Origin of the sequence: Pseudonocardia alaniniphila, from assembly GCF_022524485.1 — a bacterium.
Taxonomy (GTDB): domain Bacteria; phylum Actinomycetota; class Actinomycetes; order Mycobacteriales; family Pseudonocardiaceae; genus Pseudonocardia; species Pseudonocardia alaniniphila.
In genome coordinates this window covers 76,368-98,264 of sequence record NZ_JAKXMK010000035.1, presented here as the reverse complement: position 1 = coordinate 98,264, position 21,897 = coordinate 76,368, and the positions used below count along the sequence as shown (strand labels likewise).

General features: G+C 70.1%; 18 protein-coding genes. 12 read left to right on the top strand and 6 right to left on the bottom strand.

The window, feature by feature from the left end:
- Window positions 1–169 precede the first annotated feature (169 nt).
- From MMF94_RS33575 to MMF94_RS33565, 3 genes are all read left to right on the top strand, one after another.
- Window positions 170–1,546 carry a PQQ-dependent sugar dehydrogenase gene (locus MMF94_RS33575; RefSeq protein WP_241041463.1) on the top strand — a complete coding sequence of 459 codons (1,377 nt, stop codon included), beginning with the start codon at window positions 170–172 and terminating at the stop codon, window positions 1,544–1,546.
- A 413-nt stretch (window positions 1,547–1,959) separates the two neighbouring features.
- Entirely contained in the window at window positions 1,960–2,391 is a 432-nt protein-coding gene (locus tag MMF94_RS33570; protein WP_241041462.1) for an Ohr family peroxiredoxin, read from the top strand.
- 83 nt (window positions 2,392–2,474) lie between these two features.
- On the top strand, window positions 2,475–2,975 hold the full coding sequence (locus MMF94_RS33565; protein ID WP_241041461.1) for a DUF3291 domain-containing protein: 501 nt from the start codon (window positions 2,475–2,477) through the stop codon (window positions 2,973–2,975).
- 34 nt (window positions 2,976–3,009) lie between these two features.
- Here MMF94_RS33565 and MMF94_RS33560 read toward each other — a convergent pair whose 3' ends face one another.
- From MMF94_RS33560 to MMF94_RS33550, 3 genes are all read right to left on the bottom strand, one after another.
- Window positions 3,010–3,846, bottom strand: coding sequence for an LLM class F420-dependent oxidoreductase (locus MMF94_RS33560; RefSeq protein ID WP_241041460.1), 837 nt, complete (start codon window positions 3,844–3,846; stop codon window positions 3,010–3,012).
- Between the two features lie 408 nt (window positions 3,847–4,254).
- A complete protein-coding gene (locus MMF94_RS33555; protein WP_241041459.1) occupies window positions 4,255–4,722 on the bottom strand; it encodes an NUDIX hydrolase in 468 nt (155 codons plus the stop codon).
- A gap of 77 nt (window positions 4,723–4,799) precedes the next feature.
- Window positions 4,800–5,891 (bottom strand): alpha/beta hydrolase, encoded by a 1,092-nt coding sequence (locus MMF94_RS33550; protein WP_241041458.1) that lies wholly within the window; start codon window positions 5,889–5,891, stop codon window positions 4,800–4,802.
- Window positions 5,892–6,228: 337 nt separating this feature from the next.
- Between MMF94_RS33550 and MMF94_RS33545 the strand changes: the two genes are divergently transcribed.
- From MMF94_RS33545 to MMF94_RS33515, 7 genes are all read left to right on the top strand, one after another.
- Window positions 6,229–6,744 (top strand): 2'-5' RNA ligase family protein, encoded by a 516-nt coding sequence (locus MMF94_RS33545; protein WP_241041457.1) that lies wholly within the window; start codon window positions 6,229–6,231, stop codon window positions 6,742–6,744.
- 142 nt (window positions 6,745–6,886) lie between these two features.
- Entirely contained in the window at window positions 6,887–7,744 is an 858-nt protein-coding gene (gene mobA / locus MMF94_RS33540; RefSeq protein WP_241041456.1) for a molybdenum cofactor guanylyltransferase, read from the top strand.
- Between the two features lie 21 nt (window positions 7,745–7,765).
- A complete protein-coding gene (locus MMF94_RS33535) occupies window positions 7,766–9,565 on the top strand; it encodes an aldehyde ferredoxin oxidoreductase family protein (RefSeq protein ID WP_241041455.1) in 1,800 nt (599 codons plus the stop codon).
- 73 nt (window positions 9,566–9,638) lie between these two features.
- Entirely contained in the window at window positions 9,639–12,593 is a 2,955-nt protein-coding gene (gene fdhF, locus MMF94_RS33530; protein WP_241041454.1) for a formate dehydrogenase subunit alpha, read from the top strand.
- Complete coding sequence (locus MMF94_RS33525; RefSeq protein ID WP_241041453.1) at window positions 12,590–14,344, top strand: NAD(P)H-dependent oxidoreductase subunit E; 1,755 nt, start codon at window positions 12,590–12,592, stop codon at window positions 14,342–14,344. The genes fdhF and MMF94_RS33525 overlap by 4 nt, the downstream gene beginning before the upstream one ends.
- Window positions 14,341–15,558, top strand: coding sequence for a molybdopterin molybdotransferase MoeA (locus MMF94_RS33520; RefSeq protein ID WP_241041452.1), 1,218 nt, complete (start codon window positions 14,341–14,343; stop codon window positions 15,556–15,558). Before MMF94_RS33525 ends, MMF94_RS33520 begins: the two co-directional genes overlap by 4 nt.
- Window positions 15,555–17,471 carry a molybdopterin biosynthesis protein gene (locus tag MMF94_RS33515; protein WP_241041451.1) on the top strand — a complete coding sequence of 639 codons (1,917 nt, stop codon included), beginning with the start codon at window positions 15,555–15,557 and terminating at the stop codon, window positions 17,469–17,471. The genes MMF94_RS33520 and MMF94_RS33515 overlap by 4 nt, the downstream gene beginning before the upstream one ends.
- Here the strand turns inward: MMF94_RS33515 and MMF94_RS33510 are convergent.
- From MMF94_RS33510 to MMF94_RS33500, 3 genes are all read right to left on the bottom strand, one after another.
- Window positions 17,468–18,427 carry a substrate-binding domain-containing protein gene (locus tag MMF94_RS33510; protein ID WP_241041450.1) on the bottom strand — a complete coding sequence of 320 codons (960 nt, stop codon included), beginning with the start codon at window positions 18,425–18,427 and terminating at the stop codon, window positions 17,468–17,470. The genes MMF94_RS33515 and MMF94_RS33510 overlap by 4 nt on opposite strands.
- A gap of 139 nt (window positions 18,428–18,566) precedes the next feature.
- Window positions 18,567–19,619, bottom strand: a complete 1,053-nt coding sequence (locus MMF94_RS33505) for an FAD-dependent oxidoreductase (protein WP_241041449.1) — start codon at window positions 19,617–19,619, stop codon at window positions 18,567–18,569.
- Between the two features lie 219 nt (window positions 19,620–19,838).
- Window positions 19,839–20,339 carry an ArsI/CadI family heavy metal resistance metalloenzyme gene (locus MMF94_RS33500; protein WP_241041448.1) on the bottom strand — a complete coding sequence of 167 codons (501 nt, stop codon included), beginning with the start codon at window positions 20,337–20,339 and terminating at the stop codon, window positions 19,839–19,841.
- 76 nt (window positions 20,340–20,415) lie between these two features.
- Between MMF94_RS33500 and MMF94_RS33495 the strand changes: the two genes are divergently transcribed.
- Entirely contained in the window at window positions 20,416–20,790 is a 375-nt protein-coding gene (locus MMF94_RS33495; RefSeq protein ID WP_241041505.1) for an ArsR/SmtB family transcription factor, read from the top strand.
- A complete protein-coding gene (gene arsB / locus MMF94_RS33490) occupies window positions 20,787–21,851 on the top strand; it encodes an ACR3 family arsenite efflux transporter (protein WP_241041447.1) in 1,065 nt (354 codons plus the stop codon). Before MMF94_RS33495 ends, arsB begins: the two co-directional genes overlap by 4 nt.
- Window positions 21,852–21,897: the final 46 nt, after the last annotated feature.

The window sequence follows — 21,897 nt, the reverse complement described above, 5'->3', positions numbered from 1 at the left end:
GGTCTCGTTCGGCCCGGGCGCCACACAGCGAGCCTCGGTGAGATGCCGAGGCCGTGCAAGGGGTGCGCTCGGTGACCGGTGGCCGCGTCCCGGCTGATGTCCGCCGCGGCGACACCGCTCGGCGCGCTCACCGCCGCTCACGCCCGGTTCGCGGACTACCCTGCCGACGATGAGAGCGCTGCGATCGGCGCTGGCCACTGCAGCGGTGCTGGGCGCTGTGGTCAGCGGCTGCGGAGTCGGCGGCTCGGAGACGACCGGCACGGTGGCCGCCGCCGACCCGGCGCCGGCTGCCGACCCGGCGACGACGTCGGTCGAGCTCTCGGTGCCCCAGGCCAACGCGACGCCGCCGTTCGACACGCCACACGTCGTCGGAGTCCCTGCGGGGTGGAACGCTTCGGTGTGGGCACGCGTCGCCAACGCGCGCTACGAGGCGTGGACGCCGGAGGGCGACCTGCTGGTCAGCCAACCCGGCAACGGCACCGTGTCTCTCTTGAGCCCGGGCAGCGATCCCAGCGCTGTGCCGCAGCAACGGGTCCTGCTGGCAGGCCTGACCCAGCCGCAGGGCCTGGCCTTCGACACCTGGCACGGCCGGCGCGTGCTGTACGTGATCGAGTCCGATCGCCTCGACCGCTATCCGTGGTCGGCCACAGGCCCGGGACCCCGCACCACGGTCGTCGACCACCTGCCCGACCTCCAGCCCGGCGGCGACGACGTGCACCGTCTCAAGTCGGTCGTCGTCGGGCCCGACCACACGCTCTACTTCCCGCTGCCGAGCTCGACGAACGCCGGCCTCGCCGACGAGCGGATGGACCCGCCACGCGGAACCGTGGCCACCGTCGACCCCGACACCGGCACGCTGCGCATCTTCGCGCGCGGGATCCGCAACGGCGAAGGCCTGGCGTTCGCTCCCGACGGGACGCTCTGGGTCGCGGTCAACAACCGCGACACCATCGCCTACCCGTTCCACCGTGCCTACGGCGGCGAGCCCGACGCGTTCGGCAAGGTCATCCCGGGCTACGTCACCGACCACCCGTCGGAGGAGGTGGCGCGCCTGACGCCGGGCCGCGATCTCGGCTGGCCGACCTGCAACCCGGATCCCGACGTCGATCCCGGTGTCGCGGGCACCGCGCTGGACGAGGCCGATCCGCCGTTCACGCCCGACGCGCAGAACAACCCCGACGGCAAGGTCCGCAACTGCACGGATCTGAAGCCGATCGAGCGCGGGATCCCGGCCCACAGCGCACCGCTCGGGCTGCATTTCCTGCCCGCCGGCACGCTGGGCGCCGGCCGTGGCGAGGGCGCGGTGCTCGCGCTGCACGGCTCCTGGAACGCGCAGCCGCCGCGCGCGCCCGCGGTGGTGTGGATGCCGTGGGTCGCAGCCGACAAGACGCTCGGGGCGCCGCAGACCATCCTCGGTGGCTTCCAGGACGCCAACGGCGAGCGCTGGGGCCGCCCGGTCGACGACGTGATCGGACCCGACGGCGCGCTCTACGTCAGCGACGACAAGTCCGGCGCCATCTACCGCCTCACGCCGAAGACGAACTAGCGCGACAACTGCCACACGCCGACGAGATCGGGGATCACCGCACAGATCGACACGGATGAGAGCCGTCGTTTCCGCTGTGACGTACAGCGGCTGTGACGTACAGAGACGGCGTCACATGTCAGGCGCGGAGGCCGACAATGCGCACCTAGCGTGACTACGTGCTACGCGATATTCCATCGAAGCCACGTTCCACGCGTGCGCAGCGGCGCTGGTCGCCCCAGCACGTCGTGCTCGCCGCGGCGAGCGCCGTCTTCGCCCTGGGATGTGCGGTGCCGAGCGCGTCCCCGGCCGATCCGTCGAGACCGAACGCCGTCCCCACGGACGTGCGGGACGGCTGGTGAGCCGCGCACGGTTGCCCTGCCCGGCGATCACCACTGATTTCACGCGTGCCAAGACAGGAGAAGGGATCTCTCGTGGCTGAAACCACGTACACGGCCGTTGCCACCTCCACCGCGGAAGGACGCAACGGCGGCCGCGCCACCTCCGACGACGGTGCGCTCGACGTCCATCTCGCCGTTCCGAAGGCGCTGGGCGGAGCGGGCGGAGGCACCAACCCGGAACAGCTGTTCGCAGCGGGCTGGGCGTCGTGCTTCGTCGGTGCGGTCCGGCGGGTCGCGAGCCGGAAGAAGATCGCGCTGAAGGACCTCGCGGTGATCGCGGAGGTCACCTTGCACCACGACATCAAGGCTGACGAGTTCGGTCTGAGTGCGGTGTTGCGCCTCGAGGCCGGCGGGATCGACCAGCAGACCGCCGACGACCTGGTGGCCGGCGCGCACCAGGTGTGCCCGTACTCCAAGTCCACCCGGGGCAACATCGACATCTCGCTGCACGCCACTGTCGCCTGACACGCGGCAAGCCCGGGTCGGGGCCCGGCGCGGTTCGTCCGGAAGCTGGCGATCGGTCAGCTCGACGTCTAGCTTCCGAGATCATGACGAACTGGGAGATCGCTCAGGTCAACATCGCGCTGCCGGTGGTACCTCTCACCGAGCCGGAGCTCAAGTGGTTCGTGGACGCGCTGGTTCCGGTCAACGCCGTTGCCGATGCGGCTCCGGGCTTCCGCTGGCGGATGAAGACCGAGGATGGCGATGCCACTGCCGTTCGCGGGTTCGGCGACGATCGAATAATCGTCAATATGACGGTGTGGGACTCGCTCGAAGCCTTGGGCGACTTCGTCTACCGAAACCCCGCGCATCTCGCGGTGCTGCGGCGCAAGCGTGAGGGGTTCAGCCGGCTCGGGCAGGCTCATCAGGTCCTGTGGTGGGTACCGGTAGGCCATCGGCCGACGGTCCTGGAAGCGGAAGAGAGGCTTGCGCATCTGCGGGAGCACGGACCGTCGGCGTGGGCGTTCACCTTCGGCACGCCGTTCCCCGCTCCGGACGCCGCCCAGGAGTCGCTCGGCGGCCAGGAGGACTGGTACTGCCGAGCCTGACCTCCGGTCCCCGGGGCCCGGAACCAGCAGCCGCTCACTGCATGGACTCGATCAGGCCGGCCAGTCCGTCCGGGCGATGAAGTGTTTCACTCTCCCGCCCTTCCGGAAGCAAGAACAAGATCCGCTCGACCCGGCTCTCCATATATGCGGACAGCACCGCCCGCTTACTCGGATCGAAGCTTGTGATGGTGATCGGCGTGCTGTCACCGCCTCCGGCACGCTCGGCCATCGCCAATTGCTGATCGACGAGCCGCGGTTCGGGGACCGCGAAGGGAAGCCAGCCTGCGTCATGGCGGATGGCCCTCGCAACAGCCGCGGCGCTGTTGCCTCCGACGTATATCGGAGGATGAGGTTGCCGTACCGGTTTGGGCCAACTATAAATCTGGTCGAAGTCGACCAGTGTTCCATGGAACTCAGCTTGCTCCTTGGTCCAGATCTCCCGGATGGCCGCCAGCCGCTCGTCGGCCAGCCGTCCTCGGACGCTTGGATCCGTGCCGTGGTTGCGCATTTCCTCGAGGTTCCAGCCGACGCCGACGCCGAGCACCGCCCGACCGCCCGATACCTGGTCGAGCGTCGCGACAGCCTTTGCGGTGTGGATCGGGTCGCGTTGAATGATCAGCGTTATTGCCGTGCCGAGCAGGATTCTTTCCGTGACGGAGGATATGCTCGCCAAGGCGACGAACGGGTCATAGGCACGGTAGTACTCGCGAGGAAGCTCACCGCCGAGCGGGAAAGGAGTCTCTCGACTCGCCGGAATGTGCGAGTGCTCGGCTAGCCAAATCGAGTCGAACCCACGCTCTTCGACCGCCTTCCCAAGAGCACTGGGCCAGATTCCCTCGTCGGTCGCAAACAACGTGACGCCGAATTTCATCATTCCTCACTCTCGCAACATGGTGGCCGACCGGATGGCTGTCGCTTCCGGCGGATAGGAACACGACATTCCGATGCTTCACCGGCTGCCGTGCCGACCCGCATGGGGAAGGAGAATGGGCGGTCAGCGCCCAGGAGGCCGACCGCGCGGCTCGGTGTGTGCCGGGACGATCACCCTCGCCTGTCCGGTCATGACGACAACCGTAACCAGGTAACTTCGCCATCGCAAGTTAGCAATTTCCCATGCGCTTCACATCGCGCCCGAAAGGTTGCTATGGGCGAAAAGCGAAGCGGCGGGACTTCGACCGGAACAGGGACCTCACCCGCGCCCTGGAACCAGCGGCCGAGCGGCGGACACTGCTGATCATTCGCGATCTCGCGGTACGACCGCGCGGGCGCCATCGAGAGCTCAGTGCTGGATCAAGCCGCCGACCGGAACGGGAGCGACGTGACCGGTCGCCGGCACGGTCTGCGCCAGGTCGAGGCCCACGTCGACCAGCGATGAGCGGCGCAGGCAGGCGACCTCGGGGATCGGGGTCCAGACGGACTCCGCGACCTCGCCGTTCGGCTCGGGCCGCATCCGGCCGCCGGCGATGCGGACCCGATAGAAGATGCCGACGTTCTGGTGCTCGACTCCCGCACGTGCGGTGGCCGCGGGGATCACTCTGGAGTCCACGCCCAGCAGGCGTTCGACCACCGCGTCGCAGCCGGTCTCCTCGGCGACCTCCCGGATCACCGCATCGAACGGATCCTCCCCGTGCTCGACCCGACCGCCCGGAAGAGTCCAGCTGCTCTCGCCCGTCGGTGGTACGTGACGGGCGAGGAGCACACGCCCGTCCTCGACGCACACGGCGTAGGCCGCCAACCGGAAACTCATCCCCCGCACCTCCGACCGGACCCGTCCAGCATCCAGGATCCGCCGCGCCACTATCCAGCAGGTGCGCCGGGAGGCTGCTACGAGCCGAAGGACAGCTGCTGGGAGAAGAACGGCAGGACCTTCTCCTCGAGGCGCTGAGGGACCCCGCTGGTGTGGTCGCCCTCGTAGGTCTCGAAGGTGTGCGGCACGTCGAACCGGTTGAGGCGGTCGACGAAGACCTCGTCGCTGGCGAGCAGGCTGTCCTGGAGCCCGATGTCGAGCGCGATCGCCTTGTATTTCTTGAGGTTCCCGGCGTACTGGTCGAGCATGGCGACCGGCGAGTTCGCCGCCCACTTCTCGGCAATGTCCGGTTGTACCTCACCGTTCTTCGTCGGCAGGTCGAAGAAGAACGGAGGGTTCTTCGGGTTCGGTGCCCATGCAGCGGCCCGAGCCAGTGTGCCCATCACATCGCGGTTGCCCTGTGCTTCTTCCGGGCTCTTGATCGACTCGGCCAACGGGGTGACACCGCCGGCCGGCGGACGGATCGTCCCTTCGTTCAGGCAGCAGGAACTGAGCGCGTAGAGCGCGTTGAACACGTCGGGGCGCTTCATGCCGATACGGATCGTCCCGTAGCCGCCCATCGAATGGCCCGCGAGCCCACGGCTCGCACGCGTCGCGATCGTGCGGTAGTTCTGGTCGACATAGCTGACGAGATCGTCGGCGACATACGTTTCCCAGTCGCCCGCCGTCACCGAGTTCGAGTACATGCAGCCGCCGTAGGCGTTCATGCAGTTGGGCATCACGAGGATCATCTCCTGCGCGCTGCCGTTGGCGAAGACGCGTTCGGCGATCTGGTCGAGCTGGCGGCCGCCGGGACCGAAGTAGGACAGGTCCGTCCCGGTGTATCCGTGCAGCAGGTAGACCACCGGATACCGGCGATCGGAATCGGTGGAGTAGCTCGCCGGCAGGTAGATCGACACATCGGGGTCGGCCGATTCGCCCATCAGGTTGCCCTCGAGCGACTTGCCGTGCACCTTGACGCGCTCCAGCTTGCCCGCGGCGGTGGACGATGCGGCAGCCTGCGGTTCCGGCTCCTGGGCTTGCGACGACCAGCCCGCGCATGCAGAAAGGGCGAAGAGAACCGCGGAGCAGGTTGCCGCCAGCAGCGCCCGTGAACGAATCAGCGCCATACGAACACCTCCACATCCTTGTGCCCGGACCGATATCCGGCGAGGCAGTCCTTCGGGGCCGGAATCGGGGTGCCCGAGAAATCAGGGCGAAACCGTTCGGCGATCTTGCTGTGTCACGGCCGATGTTCCACTGCGGACAACCATGATCATGAGATGCCCCGGGGCAGGTGTCAACCGAGGATCCGTGGGGCGGAAACGTCTCGATCATCTGACATGGGCCAACATCTGAGCCAGGCCGCGCCTTGCGGTCCGCGGAAGCGGCGACGCGGCGCCCGCCGAAGTGCGGTGCAATGCGGTGGCCGCCCTGCCGGGCCCATCGGATGATCGTCGAGTGGACATGAGCGAGAGTGCAGTCATCGTGCCGGTGCCTGAGGCCGAGCCGGTGGTGGGCGCGTTTCGCGCCTCGCTGGATCGCTCCGCGGGGTGGGGCGTGCCGGCGCACGTGACCGTCATCTACCCGTTCCTCGCTCCCGACCGTCTCGGCCCCGACGAGCTGCGGCGGCTTCGCGATGCGGTTCGATCTGTGCCGCGCTTCGAGGTCTCCTTCACGGAGGTGCGCTGGTTCGCCGACACCGTCGTATGGCTTGCTCCACATCCGGCCGAGGGCTTCCGCGCATTGATCGACGCCGTGTGGTCGGCGTTCCCCGAGTGCCCTCCATACCGCGGTGCCTTCGGCACGCCGGTGCCTCACCTGACCATCGGAGACGATGCCGCCCTCGACACGTTGTCCGCCGCGGGCGACGCAGTCTCCAGGCGACTGCCGGTGACAGCGTCGGTGCACGTGGCTCACCTGTTCCAGGGCTCGGCCGCGCCCGGGGCCTGGCGCAGTGTGGCTGAACTGCCGCTGGGATGAGTACAGGTGTGCCGACCCCGGACGGCGGCACATGAATCCGACGCTCTACCTGGGAACTCGCGTCGGCCGGCCGGCATGTGCGTCGAACGCGGCAGACTGCCGGATACCGGCCAACCCTCCCCGACGCCACTAGTATCGAGCCGTGATCGGGCCCGCAGAAGCCGCCGGTGTCGTCCTCGCCGGCGGCCGGTCCTCCCGGATGGGCCGCTCCAAGGCGGCCTTGGAGTGGCACGGCTCGACGCTCCTGCACAGGACCACCGCCCTGCTTGCTCGCGTCGTCGACGGGCCGGTACTGGTCGTCGCCGCACCTGGCCAGGACCTGCCCGAGCTGCCGCCCGGGATCGAGGTGGTGGCCGACCCGATCGATGGGCTGGGGCCCATGCGGGGTCTGGCCACGGGGTTGGCCGCGCTCGACGGGCGTGCACCGGTGGCCTTCGTGTGCTCGACCGACCTGCCTTTCCTGCATCCTGCGCTGGTCCAGCGGGTGCTGCGCGGGTTCGCCGACCCGGAGGCCGATGTCGTACTGCCGGTGGCGCGCGGCTACCGGCAGCCACTGGCGGCCGGCTACCGGACGGCGCTGGCCGGGCTGGTGGAAAAGCTGCTGGGCGAGGGGGACCTGCGGCCGGGGATGCTGTTCCAGCACTGCCGGGTCACCCAGCTCGACGACGACACCCTGCTTGCCGATCCTGCGCTGGCACGCGCCGACCCGGGGTTGGACTCGCTGGTCAACGTCAACGAGCCCGATGATTACGCTGCCGCCCTCGCTCGACCGCAGCCGGAGGTGGTGGTCGAACGGTTCGGGGCGCTCGCGAGCGGCGGGCAGCGCGGGCCGCGCACGGTCCGTGCGGCTTCGCTCGGTGCGGCCGCTGCTGAAGTGGGGATCGCTCTCGATCGGCATGTCGTGGCCGCCATCAACGGCGACCAGATGACCCGCGACCCTCACTTGCCGCTCGTCCACGGCGACAACGTTGCCTTCCTGTCGGCCGACGCGGGGGGCTGAGCAGGCCTACGCTTGGGTCTTGTGTCAGCAGGTGGGTATTTCGGCCGGGCCCTGGTCGTGGACGTCGGGGACCACGAGGTGACGAGCGCGCCGCTCCCCCTCGAGGACGCCGTCCTGCGCGCCTACCTGGGTGGGGTCGGCCTGGGCACCTGGCTGATGCACCGGCTGGCTCCGGCCGGTGTCGACCCGCTCGCCCCGGAGGCGCCGCTCGCATTCGTGTTCTCCCCTCTGGTCGGCACCCCGCTGACGACCAGCGCGAAGTTCGCGGTGGTGGCCAAGTCGCCGCTGACAGGGCTGCTCACCGACGCGCTGGCGTCCAGCCGGTTCGCCATCGCCGGCAAGCTGACCGGGAACGACGCGATCGTCGTCCGCGGAAGGGCGGCGGAGCTGTCGGTGCTGCTCGTCGACGGCGACGGCGCCCGCCTCGAGCCGGCGCCGGAGCTGGCCGGGCTGGCGGCGGCGCAGGCCGAAGCGGCCGTGCGGGAGCGGTTCGGGCGCGGTTGGCAGACCGCGGCCATCGGGCCGGCCGGGGAGCAGCTGGTCCACTACGCCACGATCAGCCACGACGGCCGCCATGCCGGCCGGGGCGGGCTGGGCGCGGTCCTGGGGGCCAAGAACGTCAAGGCCATCCTGGTCAGGTCGGCAACCCGGGTGGAGATCGCCGACCAGACGGCGGTGCTGGCCGCGGCGAAGGACCTGCGGACGCGCAGCTTCGGGCCGGCCACGGCGAAGTACCGCGAGCTGGGCACGCTGGCCAACCTGCTCGCTTTCAACGCCGTTTCCACGCTCCCGACCCGCAACTTCACTGCGGCCACCTTCGCCGACGCGCCCCGGCTGGCTGCCGAGGAGCTGCACGAGCTGCGCGGAGTGGCACGCAACTCGTGCGCGTCCTGCGCGATCGGCTGTGAGCACATCTACTCCCGCAAGGGCGGCGGCCAGCAGCGGATGGAATACGAGAACGTGTTCGCGCTCGGGCCGCTGTGTGGCGTCTCCGACCCGGACGACGTGTTCGCCGCCAGCGCCCGCTGCGACGAGCTGGGCCTGGACACGATCTCCGCCGGAGGCACGATCGCGTGGGCGATGGAGTGCGTCGAGCGCGGCCTCATCGATGCGCCGTGGCTCAAGTTCGGCGACGGTGCGGCGCTGTTGCGCGCGCTCGACCTGATCGGCGCCCGGGAGGGCCTCGGCGAGCTGCTGGCGCAGGGCTCACGACGGGCGGCTGAGGTCGTCGGCAACGGATCGATCGCGTTCGCACCGCAGGTCAAGGGCCTGGAACTGCCTGGGTACGAGCCCCGCACGCTGCAGGCGATGGCCCTGGGCCTCGCGGTCAACGCCCGCGGCGCCGACCACAACCGCTCCGGCGCGTACGAGGCCGACCTGTCCGGCGAGCTCGACCGGCTGGACGGCGGTCCGGCCCATGTCGCCGCGGCGGTAGGCACGGAGGACCGGGCCGCGGTGATGGATTCGATGATCCTCTGCAAGTTCCTGCGCGGGGTCTTCGAGGACCCCTTCACCGAGTGGGCGGCACTGCTGCGCTCGGTCACCGGCTGGGATGTCGACGCGGCCGAGCTGCGCGCCACCGCGCGGCGGATCGTGCTGGCCAAGCGGGTGTTCAACCAGCGTGAGGGAGCCACGGCCGCGGACGACACGCTGCCGCCTCGGATGCTGGAGACGCCGCTGGAGCTGGGCTCCGGACGGGTGGCCGCGCTGACCGCCGAGCGCCTGCAGGCCATGGTCGCCGGGTACTACTCCGAGCGCGGCCTGGACGAGGAGGGCCGCCCTGCGCCGGAGGCGGAGGCCGCGTTGCTGCTAGGTGGATGAAGGACGAGAATCGCCAAACCGGGCACAGGGTGACTATGTTGTATGCGGTATGCACTACCGGTTGGGAGTCGAGATGACATCCGTGCAGGATCCGCCGACCGCCGTGCGGACGGTCACCGCCGAGATCGATGGGCACTCGGTCACCGTTCCCGAGGGCACCTCCATCTACGACGCCGCCAAACAGGTCGGTGTGGACATCCCGGTGCTGTGCCACGACGAGCGCTACGACCCGGTCGGGGTGTGCCGGATGTGCGTGGTCGACACCGGCGGGCGGGTGTTCGCCGCCGCGTGTGTGCGCCCGTGCGAGGACAACATGGAGGTCAAGACCTCCACCCCGGAGCTGGAGCGCAGCCGCGCCACCCTGACCGAGCTGCTGATGGCCGACCAGCCGCCGCGCGCCGAGGACCCGAAGGACACCACGACCCGCGACAATCTGCTGCTCGACCTGGCTGACGGCTTCGGGGTGGCCCGGGAGACCACCGAACTGCCCTGTGGCTCGGGCCGGGGCACCGACTCGTCCAACCCGGTCATCGACGTCAACCACGACGCCTGCATCCTGTGCGACCGCTGCGTGCGGGCCTGCGACGACATCCAGGGCAACGACGTCATCGGCCGCTCCGGCAAGGGCTACTCGACCCGGATCGCGTTCGACCTGAACGACCCGATGGGCGCCAGTTCGTGTGTCACCTGCGGCGAGTGCGTGCAGGCCTGCCCCACGGGAGCCCTGACCAACAAGCCCATCCGCGGGATCCCGATCCGCCCGCGCGAGGAGCTGGACGCTGTCGACAGCGTCTGCCCGTACTGCGGTGTCGGCTGCGCGCTGACCTACTACGTCGACCGCGAGCGTGGGGCGATCTCCTTCGCCGAGGGCCGCGACCAGCCCGGCTCGCAGAGCCGGCTCTGCGTCAAGGGCCGCTACGGCTGGGACTACTCGGCCTCCCCGCAGCGGCTGACCACTCCGTTGATCCGCATCGACACGGCCTACCCGAAGGGCCCGCTCTCGGCCGACGTCCGAGGCGACAGCGACAACGACCGGGGCCGCGGGGGCAGCGGAGGCAACCGCAGCGGCGGCGGGCGCAAGCCGGGCGACAAGCGCGGCGGCAAGCACAAGCCCGGCGGACTGGTCGACTACGACGAGGTCATGCCGTACTTCCGGGAGGCAACCTGGGAGGAGGCGCTCGACCTGATCGCCCGGCGCCTCAGGGAGATCCACGCCGAAGGCGGCCCGGGCGCGATCGCCGGGTTCGGTTCGGCGAAGTGCTCCAACGAGGAGGCCTACCTCTTCCAGAAGCTCATCCGCACCGGCTTCGGCACCAACAACATCGACCACTGCACCCGGCTCTGCCACGCCTCCTCGGTGGCCGCGCTGTTCGAGGGCGTCGGCTCAGGTGCGGTGTCCACCACCTACGGCGATGTCGCCAACGCCGACGTCGTGATCATCACCGGCTCCAACCCCACGGCGAACCACCCGGTGGCCAGCTCGTTCTTCAAGCAGGCCCGCCGGCGCGGCACGAAGATCATCTACATCGACCCGCGCGCGTCCACCGTGGCGGAGCACGCCGACATCTTCGTGCAGCTCAAGCCCGGCACCGATGTCGCGTTCTACAACTCGATCATGCACGAGGTGATCCGCCTCGGGATGATCGACCGCGAGTTCATCGCGAGCCGCACGTCCAACTACGACGAGCTCGCGCGCACCGTCGCCGACTACCCACCGGAGCGCGCCGCGCAGATCACCGGTGTGGACGCCGACACGATCCGCGAGGTCGCGAGGCTCTGGGGCGAGGCCGGGGCAGGCGTCGTCTACTGGGGGATGGGGATCTCCCAGCACACCACCGGCACCGACAACGCCCGCTGCCTGATCGCGCTGTGCTCGATCACCGGCAACGTCGGGCGTCCGGGCACGGGGCTGCACCCGCTGCGCGGGCAGAACAACGTGCAGGGCGCGTCCGACGCGGGGCTGATCCCGATGTTCTACCCCGACTACCAGGGCGTCGACATCGACGCCACGCGTCGGCACTTCGAGGAGGCGTGGGGCACCACCCTCGATCCCAACCGCGGCCTGACGGTCACCGAGATCATCAAGTCGGTGCTGCAGCCGGGTGGCGTGCGCGGGATGTACATGCTCGGGGAGAACCCGTTCCTGTCCGACCCCAACATCAACAAGGTCCGCAAGGCGTTGTCGGCCCTGGACTTCCTCGTGGTCCAGGACATCTTCCTCACCGAGACCGCCGAGTTCGCCGACGTGATCCTGCCCGCGAGCTCCTACCTGGAGAAGAACGGCACGTACACCAACACCGACCGCCGGGTGCAGCTCGGCCGCAAGGTGATGGACCCTCCCGGCCAGGCACGGCCCGACTGGGAGATCGTGCAGGACATCGCGCGCCGGATCGGGCTGAACTGGACCTACGAGAGCCCGAGCGAGGTCTTCGACGAGATGGTCGAGCTCATGCCCTCGTACAAGAACCTCTCGTACGGCAACCTGGGGCTGTCCGGGAAGCTCTACCCGAACGACGACCCGGAGCACAGCGACGGCACCATCGTCATGTTCGACGAGAAGTTCAACACCGACGACGGGCTCGCCCACCTCGTGCCCGCGCAGTGGCTGCCGCCCCGGGAGCTGCCCGACGCCGATTACCCACTGGTGCTCAACACCGGCCGGTTGCTCGAGCACTGGCACACCGGCTCGATGACCCGGCGCTCGTACGCCCTCGACGCGATCTCGCCGGTCGCCGAGGTCTACATGCACCCGAAGGACGCCGCCGATCGCGGGGTCGCCCATGGGGAGATGGTCCGCGTGCGATCGCGGCGCGGCACGATCGAGCTGCTGGTCCGCATCTCGCACCGGGAGCAGCTCGGCAACTGCTTCATCCCGTTCCACTTCCGCGAGGCGGCGGCCAACCTCCTGACGATCGACGAGGTCGACCCGGTCGGCAAGATCCCTGAGTTCAAGTTCTGCGCGGTGCAGGTCGAGGCCCTCGGTGCAGCGCATGCGGAGACCACATCGATTGCAGGAGTTCGTGCATGACCGAGCTGTCCGACCGCATGGCCGACGTGCGGGCGCGCCGTGTGCCCGGGGTGGAGGCGCGTGCCGGGAAGTTCCCCGGCCCGTCGCTCATCCCGGCGCTCAACGCGATCCAGGCCCGGCTCGGCTGGCTCCCGCGCGAGGAGCTGGAGGAGCTCGCCCGCGAAGCCCGCCGGCCGCGGTACGAGATCGAGGGTCTGATCTCGTTCTATCCGCACTTCCGCACGGAGCCGCCGACGAAGGTTGCGCTGCACGTCTGCCACGACCTGCCGTGCTGGCTGCGCGACGGCGAGGCGCGGATCGCAGAGCTGCGCGAGCGCTACGGCGAGGACGACGATGTCGAGATCGTCGAGGTGTCCTGCCTCGGCCGCTGCGACATCGCGCCGGCGGTGGCGGTGAACGAGCGCCCCGCCCCGGTGGCCGACACGGACGACCTCGTCGGGGCGGCCCGCGACGGGGGTGTGGGCGATGCGCCCGCGGCCACCCGCCTCGAGCCCTGGCCGAACGATCCCTACCCTGCGGGCTCCGGGGTCCCCGAGCGGTACACCACGCTGCGCGCACTGCTCGCAGGCGAGCTGGACGCCGACGACATCGTCGCCACGCTGAAGGACTCCGGCCTGCGCGGGATGGGTGGAGCGGGCTTCCCCACCGGCCAGAAGTGGAGTTTGGTCCGGGACGCCGAGCCGGGCACCACGAAGTACGCCATCGTGAACGCCGACGAGTCCGAGCCCGGCACTTTCAAGGACCGTCAGATCCTCGCCCAGCAGCCGCACCTCGTGCTGGAGGGCCTGCTGCTCGGCATGGTCGTGGTCGGCGCCGAGGAGGGCTGGGTCTTCATCCGGCACGAGTACGGACCCGAGGAGCACGTGCTCCGCGAGGAGATCGACGCGCTACGGGCCGCGGGCGTGATCGGGCCCGACGCGTGCGGCAGCGGGCGACGGCTGAACGTCGACGTCTTCGTCTCGCCGGGTGGCTACATCCTCGGCGAGGAGACAGCGCTGCTGGAGTGCATGGAGGGCCACCGCGGGGAGCCGCGGAACAAGCCACCGTTCCCCGGCAACTACGGCCTCCACGGCCGGCCCACGCTCATCAACTCGGTGGAGACGTTCGCCGACGTGCCGGTGATCGTGCAGCGCGGGGCGCAGTGGTGGAAGGACCAGGGCGCCGGCGACTCGGTGGGCTGGAAGTTCTTCGCCGTGTCCGGCCACGTCGAGAAGCCCGACGTCTACTGCGTGCCGATGGGCACCACCGTGCGCAACCTGATCGAGCTGGCCGGCGGCGTCACCGGCGGCCGGCAGGTCGGGGCGGTGCAGCCGGGCGGTGCCTCATCGAACTTCATCGGCCCGGACAAGCTGGACATGCCGCTGGACTTCGGCACCGCGGTGGAGCACGGCACGATGCTCGGCTCGGGCGCCATGGTCGTACTCGCCGAGGGCTCCGACATGCTCGCCGCGTCGACGAACGTGCTGCGGTTCTTCCGTAACGAGTCGTGCGGGAAGTGCGTGCCGTGCCGGGTGGGCTCCACCAAGGCGCACGCGATCCTGCGCGACGTCGTCGAGGCGGGCTCGGAACTGGACGACGACCAGCGGGCGCACATCCTTCGGCTGGAGGAGGCCATGCGCAAGACCTCCATCTGCGGGCTCGGTCAGGTCGCGCTCGGACCCGTGGTGAGTGTCCTGGGACTGAACAAGGGCGGGGCCGCGGCCCGACCGCAGCCCCGGCCCGAAGGCGCGGAGGATCAGCCGGACCGGTGAGCCGCGAGTTCTTCACTGCCCGGACGGTCGGCGAGGCGCTGGCCGGGTTCCGCCCGGCCCGGCGCACCGCCGTCGAGGATGTCGGGCTCGCCGAGGCGCTGCATCGGGTGCCGGCCGCAGACATACGCGCGCCCTCGGCGATGCCGGGATTCGCTCGCTCCACCGTGGACGGCTACGCGATCCGTGCCGCCGACTCCTACGGTGCGTCCGAGGGCCTGCCCTCCTACCTCGACCTGGCTGGAGCGGTGCGGATGGGCGCCGCGCCCACTGTCGTCGTGTCGCACGGCAAGTGCGTGGCGATCCCGACCGGCGCGGTGTTGCCGGACGGGGCGGACGCGGTGGTCATGGTCGAGTACACGGCGGAGACCATGCCCGGGACCATCGAGGTGACCCGTCCGGTCGCTCCGGGATCCGGGTTGGTCCGGGCCGACGAGGACGCCGCAGCAGGCGACGTGCTGGTGAGCGCGGGCCAGCCGCTGCGCGCCCCGCAACTCGGGTTCCTGGCCGCGGCCGGCGTGACAACTGTGGCGGTGCACGCCCGCCCGCGGGTCGCGATCGTGTCGACCGGCGACGAGGTGGTGCCGCCGGAGACGGCCGTGCTCGCGGCCGGTCAGGTCCGCGATGCCACCGCGTCAGCGCTCGCCGGGCTGGTGCGCGAGGCCGGCGGGGAGCCGGTGGTGGCCGGAATCGTGCTGGACGATCGGGACGCCCTGGAGTCGACGCTGCGGTCTGCGCTCCGCGACGCCGACATGGTGGTCGTCTCGGCCGGGTCGTCGGTCGGCGCTCGCGACGAGACGGCGGGGGCGGTGGCCGCGCTGGGCGAGATCTGGTGCCACGGGCTCGCCATCAAGCCGGGCAAGCCGACGTTGCTGGCCGAGTGTGCGGGTGTGCCACTGATCGGGCTGCCCGGCAACCCCCTGTCCGCGCTCGTGGTGTTCCAGCTGGTCGGGGTGCCGCTGGTGTGGCGGCTGGCGGGCGCCGAGCGACCGCCGCCGCAGCCGTCCGTGCGTGCCCGGCTGAGTCGCGACCTCGCTTCGGCGACCGGCCGGTTGGACGTCGTGCAGATCGCCTTGCGAGACGGCGTCGCGGAGCCGCTGTTCGGGCCCTCCGCTCTGCTGTCCGTACTGGCCCGGGCGGACGGCTACCTGGTCGTCCCGGAGCCGGCAACCGGCCTCGACGGTGGCACTGAGGTGGAGGTCATCCTGTACCGATGACGAGCCCATTCGTGTCCGACATCCCCGCCGACCAGGCCCGGTGGGTGTGGAGCGAGGAGTCCGCCGCCGCAGGCTGCCCGCCCCGGGTCGACGCGGTGGTACTGCCGGTCAGGGAGGCGGTCGGGCGAGTCACCGCGGAGTCGGTGTGGGCCAGGCGGTCGTCGCCGGCGTTCGACTCCGCGGCCATGGACGGCATCGCCGTGCGGGCCGCTGAGACGGTCGGCGCCACCGAGAGCACGCCGCTGCTGCTGGACGACTTCGCGATGGTTGACACCGGCGACCCGCTGCCGCCCGGATACGACGCCGTCGTGATGCGCGAGCACGTGCACCACACTCCGGACGGGCGCGCCGAGCTGCGGGCCGCCGTGCCGCCCTACCAGCACGTCCGCACGATCGGCGAGGACATCAGCGCCACCGAGCTGCTACTGCCAGAGGGCCACCGGCTGCGCCCGGTCGACATCGCGGCTTGCGCCGCGGCCGGCGTTGTCGAGCTGATGGTGCGCCGAAAGCCCCGAGTAGTGATCATCCCGACCGGCGACGAGATCCGCCCCGTCGGCACTGAGTTGGCCCCCGGCGAGATAGCCGACACCAACTCGATGATGCTGGCCGCGCAGGCCGCCGAGGTCGGCTGCGATGCCCGAACCACCGACATCGTCGTCGACGACCCCGACCTGATCACGGCTGCGGTCCGGGAGGCCGCCGCAGACGCGGACCTGGTGATCCTGATCGCCGGGTCGAGCGCCGGACGCGACGACTACACCGCACGGGTGGTAGCGGCCGCCGGTTCCCTCGCCGTTCACGGCGTCGCGGTGCGGCCCGGCCACCCGGTCGTGCTGGGCACGGTCGCCGGCAACCCGGCCACCCCGATCCTCGGCGCCCCCGGCTATCCGGTCTCGGCCGCACTGACGTTCGAGATCTTCGCCGCGCCGATGCTGGCCGCGATCGAGGGTGCCTCCCCGCGCGAGCGCCCGGCGACCACCGCCCGGCTGGCCCGCAAGCTGGCCTCTGCCATCGGCTCCGACGACTGGGTGCGGGTTCGGCTCGGCCGTGTCGGCGGCGATGTCGTCGCGACACCTCTGCCGCGTGCGGCCGGTGTGCTGACCTCGCTGGTCCGCGCGGACGGTCTGCTGGTTGTGCCGGCAGGGCTGGAGGGTCACCACGCCGGCGAGCAGGTCCGGGTCGAGCTGTTGCGCGGGCTCGCCGACGTCGAGCGCACAATCGTCGCGATCGGCTCTCACGACCTGGTCCTCGACGTCGCCGCGTCGGCACTGCGCGCGGCCGACCCGCTGATCACCCTGGCATCGTCGAACGTCGGGTCGCTCGGCGGGCTGGTCGCGCTCCGCGACGGGCTGTGCCACCTGGCCGGATCGCACCTGCTCGACCCGGCCACCGGCGAATACACGCTGCCCTACCTGGACCGGATCTTCGGCCCGGACGCCGAGCTGGCCGTGGTCCGCCTCGTGCACCGCGACCAGGGCCTCCTGGTCGCCCCCGGCAACCCGCTGGGCCTCACGGGCGTCGCCGACCTCACCCGTCCCGACCTGCGCTACGTCAACCGTCAGCGCGGCGCAGGCACCCGAGTGCTGCTCGACCACGAACTGGGCAAGCTGGGCGCCGACCCGTCCACCATCAGCGGCTACACACGCGAGGAACACACCCACCTCGGCGTGGCCGCCGCTGTTGCCGCAGGCCGCGCCGACACCGGCCTGGGCATCCAGGCCGCCGCTCGGGCGTTCGGACTGGATTTCATCCCGGTTGCCCGCGAGCCCTACGACCTCGTCCTGCGCGCCACCGGGCTGGACGACGAGGTGCTCGCGCCACTGTGGGCCCTGCTGAGGCAGACCGACTTCCACAACGAGGTGGAGAAACTCGGCGGGTACTCGTGCGCCGAGACCGGCCGGCGGATCCGCTAGAGCACCGCCGACGTCGATCCGGGCGAAGCGTGGACGGTGACGGGCGCATCGAGCTGCTCGATCGTCCCCGCAGTGGTGAGATCGTATCCGCCCAGATCCGTGATCGCGCTGCGGATGGTGTGCTCACCCAGCGCGGCAACAAGGGGATGGGCCGCGCCGAGTGCCGCCTCAGCCAGGATCACGTCATAGTTCTCCCAGGTGAGGGAGACGAAGTCGAGGTCGAGGGCGGTCGCCACCGCGCGCACGCCCAGGCCGACATCGGCCACCCCGGTCGCGACGGCCAGAGCGATCTCCAGGTGGGAGCGGAACTCGGCGGGCGTCGGGTCGGGTACGGCACCGGCATCGTGCAGGAGCTGGTCGAGCAGCACCCGGGTACCCGCACCGAGTTCGCGGCGGGCGACCCGTCGCCCGTGCAGGTCCGCGGGGGTGGTGATGGCCAGCGGGTTTCCCGGCGGCACGATCAGGCCCTGCTCGCGGCGCCACAGGTGCAGCACGTGCGGGCACCGGCCGCGCAGCAGCGAGCGAGCGAACGGGGTGTTGTAAGCGCCGCTTCGATGGCGGAGATGGATCGCTGCCCCATCGGCCTCACCGCGGGCCAAGGCACGCAGAGCCGGGAAGCTACCCCGAGTGCCGACGATGTGGATCTGTGGGTCGAGGTGAGCGACCACGATCTGCAACGCCGGGTCGTCGCTCCCGGCCAGCCGGAACGCCCGTCCGTCGTCGAGGAGCTGGTGGGCGGCCGACACTGCATCGGAAGCGATGCGGGACCGGCGCCGATCGTCCTGCACGACCACGCCGTGCTGGGCGAGATACTGATACGCGCGTGCGATCATCGCCGGATTCGTGGCCGCAATCCTGGCAGCCTCTCGGACCGTCGGAAGCTCGGTGCCAGGCTCCAGATGACCGTCACGGACGCGCGCGGCGATCTCGGCGGCGATGGCCCTGTAACGAGTCACACCCGGAACGATAGGCGTCGACGCGGGCTCTGAACTGGCGAAAAGCCACTCGTTCCACAGTCCGACCGCCTCCGCCCACCCGACTGTGTGAGTGTCGCTCTACGCCTGAACACGGCCCGAGCCGACGTCGACCCGCGTCTCACGTTCGTGGCACTCCCGGTCCGGCTGCGGACCGTTCACCGGAAGGCTGCGCTCTCAAGTCGAGTTCCTCGGCGGTGGCCGCGACTGGGCGCTGTCCAGGCGTGGGGCGGTAGGCGGCGAGCGCGATGGGGCGGCGGTTGCTGGTGAAGGACTCGAGGGCCTGATACACCGCGAACTGGTGCTGCCGCAGGTGTTTGGCCAGGATGATGGCGTCCTCGATGGATGAGGTTGCACCCCGACCGGCCGCAGGAGACAGCGCATGGGCGGCGTCGCCGATGACAACCGTGTGGCCGCGGTGCCAGACGTCGGTGGGGTCGAGGTCGTAGAGCGCGATCGGGCGGCTCACCCAAGAGCTGTCGAGCGCGGTGGCCACGGGCGTGTCTCGGAGCGGGGCGATCATCGTCGGCAGGTCGATCGTCGAGGTCGGGCTGTCACTCTGGTGGCGCGAGAACCAGAACGAGCCGTCGCGGGCGTCTCCGACGTAGCCGGCAACACCCGTGCGGTGTCGCCAGAAGTGCAGCACGCCGGTCGGTAGTCCGGCTACCGGGCTGGGGTGGTGGCCATAACGGATGATCTCGCCGGTGTAGGCGGGGTCGACCAGGTTGCCGAGTGAACGGCGGGTCGCCGAACGGGCTCCGTCCGCACCTACGATCACGTCCCCATCGAGATCGGCTGCGGTTGCGGCGCTGTCGTAATGACAGGGGACGCCCAGCTCTTCCAACTGGTTGCGCAGGATGGATACCAAGTCCTGCCGCCACACGTGGGTACTCGTGTACCGATGCGTGGGTTCTGAACGAGCAAACCCCGACACCGCGCCGGTAGCGATGTCGACATTGCGCACCTTCGTGACCGGGAAGCCGACGGCCCGCACGCTGTCGGCGACACCCACCTGATCGAGTCCGGTCATCGCAGCGGGCCCGAGCGTGACCCATCCCCGGTCCTCGACGGGCCGTGCACCCGCTTCATGGACTTCGACCTCGACACCGACCTCGGCAAGGGCGAGCGCTGCGGTCGCCCCGCCGATACCGCCACCGATCACCACCGCGCGCATGCCCGTCAAGCCTTCCCCACAGCTACGGTCGGCGGCACCTTTCACGTCGTCTGCGAGGGGGAGATCACCAATTCGCGCGAGGAACGGCGAAACCTGGCCGCCTGCTCTCGAGATCGCAATATGGCGAGACCACCATCATTCCGTGGTCCGCACGAATGCCCGGCCGGCCGGCTTGATGAGCAGTTCCAGGCATCAGACGCCGGGTACCGCGGCGATCGGTCAGGTGTTCGCGGGAGAGCAGCAGGCGCTGCTGTCGGCGGTCTGATCCCCCTGGGCATCATTCCGGCTCGGGGTCCCGCACTCGCAGGCTGCCGCCGCTGACACGCCCACGGGGTGGATCGACGTGGCGTCGGGTGCGTCGGCCTTGACGGTGTAGACCTCCCACGGCTCCTTGCCGGGGCCGTGCACCCACACCTTGTCCTGCAACGCGTAGCAACAGGTGGTGTCGTCCTCGACCTGGGTGAACAGCCCCAGGTCGGACAGCCGGCCGGTGGCGTCGCGGACCTCGTCGGTGGTCTCGACCTCCACGCCGAGGTGGTCCATGACGGTCGGCTGGCCGGGCTCACCCTCGATGAGCACGAGCTTCAGCGGCGGCTCGGCAATCGCGAAGTTGGCGTAGCCGGGACGGCGCTTGGCGGGCTCGACACCGAACAGCGACCGGTAGAACGCGATGGATCCTTCGAGGTCCGACACCCGCAGGGCGAGCTGAACTCGAGACATGACCACGGCCCTTCTTGTTTCGACGTCTGTCGAGACAGAGGTTGCGCGCTATCTCGACGACTGTCAAGGTAGAAGAATGTCGAAACAGGGGCTGTCGCTCGGCGAGCCGGCTGAGGTGGAGGGGTGCTGCTCCCCGCTGGTGCGCGAGCCCTTGTCGGCCGCGCAATCGACGGAACTGGCGCGTCTGTTCAAGGCGATGGGCGACCCGGTCCGGCTCCGCCTGCTCTCACTGATCGCCTCACACGACGGCGGGGAAGCGTGCGTGTGCGAGCTGACCGACGTGTTCGACCTCTCCGGCCCGACGATCAGCCACCACCTCAAGGTCCTGCGCGAGGCCGGGCTGATCTCCGGCGAGCGGCGAGGGACGTGGGTCTACTACCGCGTGCATCCTGAAGCGCTGGGCCGGCTCTCCGCCGTTCTCGTCCCGAGCGAGTCGGCGGTCGGTTCGTGAGTGTTCGGACGAGCTCGGCGCCGGTCGTCGCGCAGCTCTCGATACTGGACCGGTTCCTGCCCGTCTGGATCCTGGTTGCGATGGCCGTCGGCCTGCTCGCCGGGCGAGAGATCCCCGTACTCGGGCCGGCACTCGACTCCGTTTCGGTCGCCGGGGTGTCCCTGCCGATCGCACTCGGGCTGCTCGTGATGATGTACCCGGTGCTGGCGAAGGTGCGCTACGACCGCCTCGACACCGTCACCGGCGACCGCCGACTGCTGATCATCTCGCTCCTCCTCAACTGGATCCTCGGCCCCGCGCTCATGTTCACGCTGGCCTGGGTGCTGCTGCCGGACCTGCCCGCGTACCGCACCGGGCTGATCATCGTCGGGCTCGCCCGCTGCATCGCCATGGTCATCATCTGGAACGACCTCGCCTGCGGCGACCGGGAAGCCGCCGCCGTACTGGTCGCGCTGAACTCGGTGTTCCAAGTGGTCGCGTTCGCCGGCCTGGGCTGGTTCTACCTCGACGGCCTACCCGGCTGGCTCGGGCTGCCCCAGACAGACCTGACGGTGTCGCCTTGGCATATCGCCGGATCCGTACTGGTCTTCCTCGGCGTTCCACTGGTCGCCGGCTACCTGTCACGCCGCCTCGGCGAACGCACTCACGGCCGGAACTGGTACGAGTCCCGCTTCCTGCCCCGCGTCGGGCCCCTTGCCCTCTATGGGCTGCTGTTCACCATCGTGATCCTCTTCGCCCTGCAAGGCGACGCGATCACCTCCCGGCCCCTGGACGTGGCCCGGATCGCCCTCCCCCTGCTGGCCTACTTCGCGATCATGTGGACAGGCTCCTTCGCCGTCGGCAGGCTCGCGGGGCTCGGCTACGAGCGCACCACCACGCTGGCCTTCACGGCCGCAGGCAACAACTTCGAACTTGCCATCGCGGTTGCGATCGCCACCTTCGGTGTCACCTCTGGACAAGCCCTCGCCGGTGTCGTCGGCCCGCTGATCGAGGTTCCGGTCCTGGTCGCCCTGGTCTACGTCTCCCTCGCCGCCCGCCGCCGCTGGAAGGAGCGCACGTGACTCCCGAAGTGCTGTTCGTCTGCGTGCACAACGCCGGCCGCTCCCA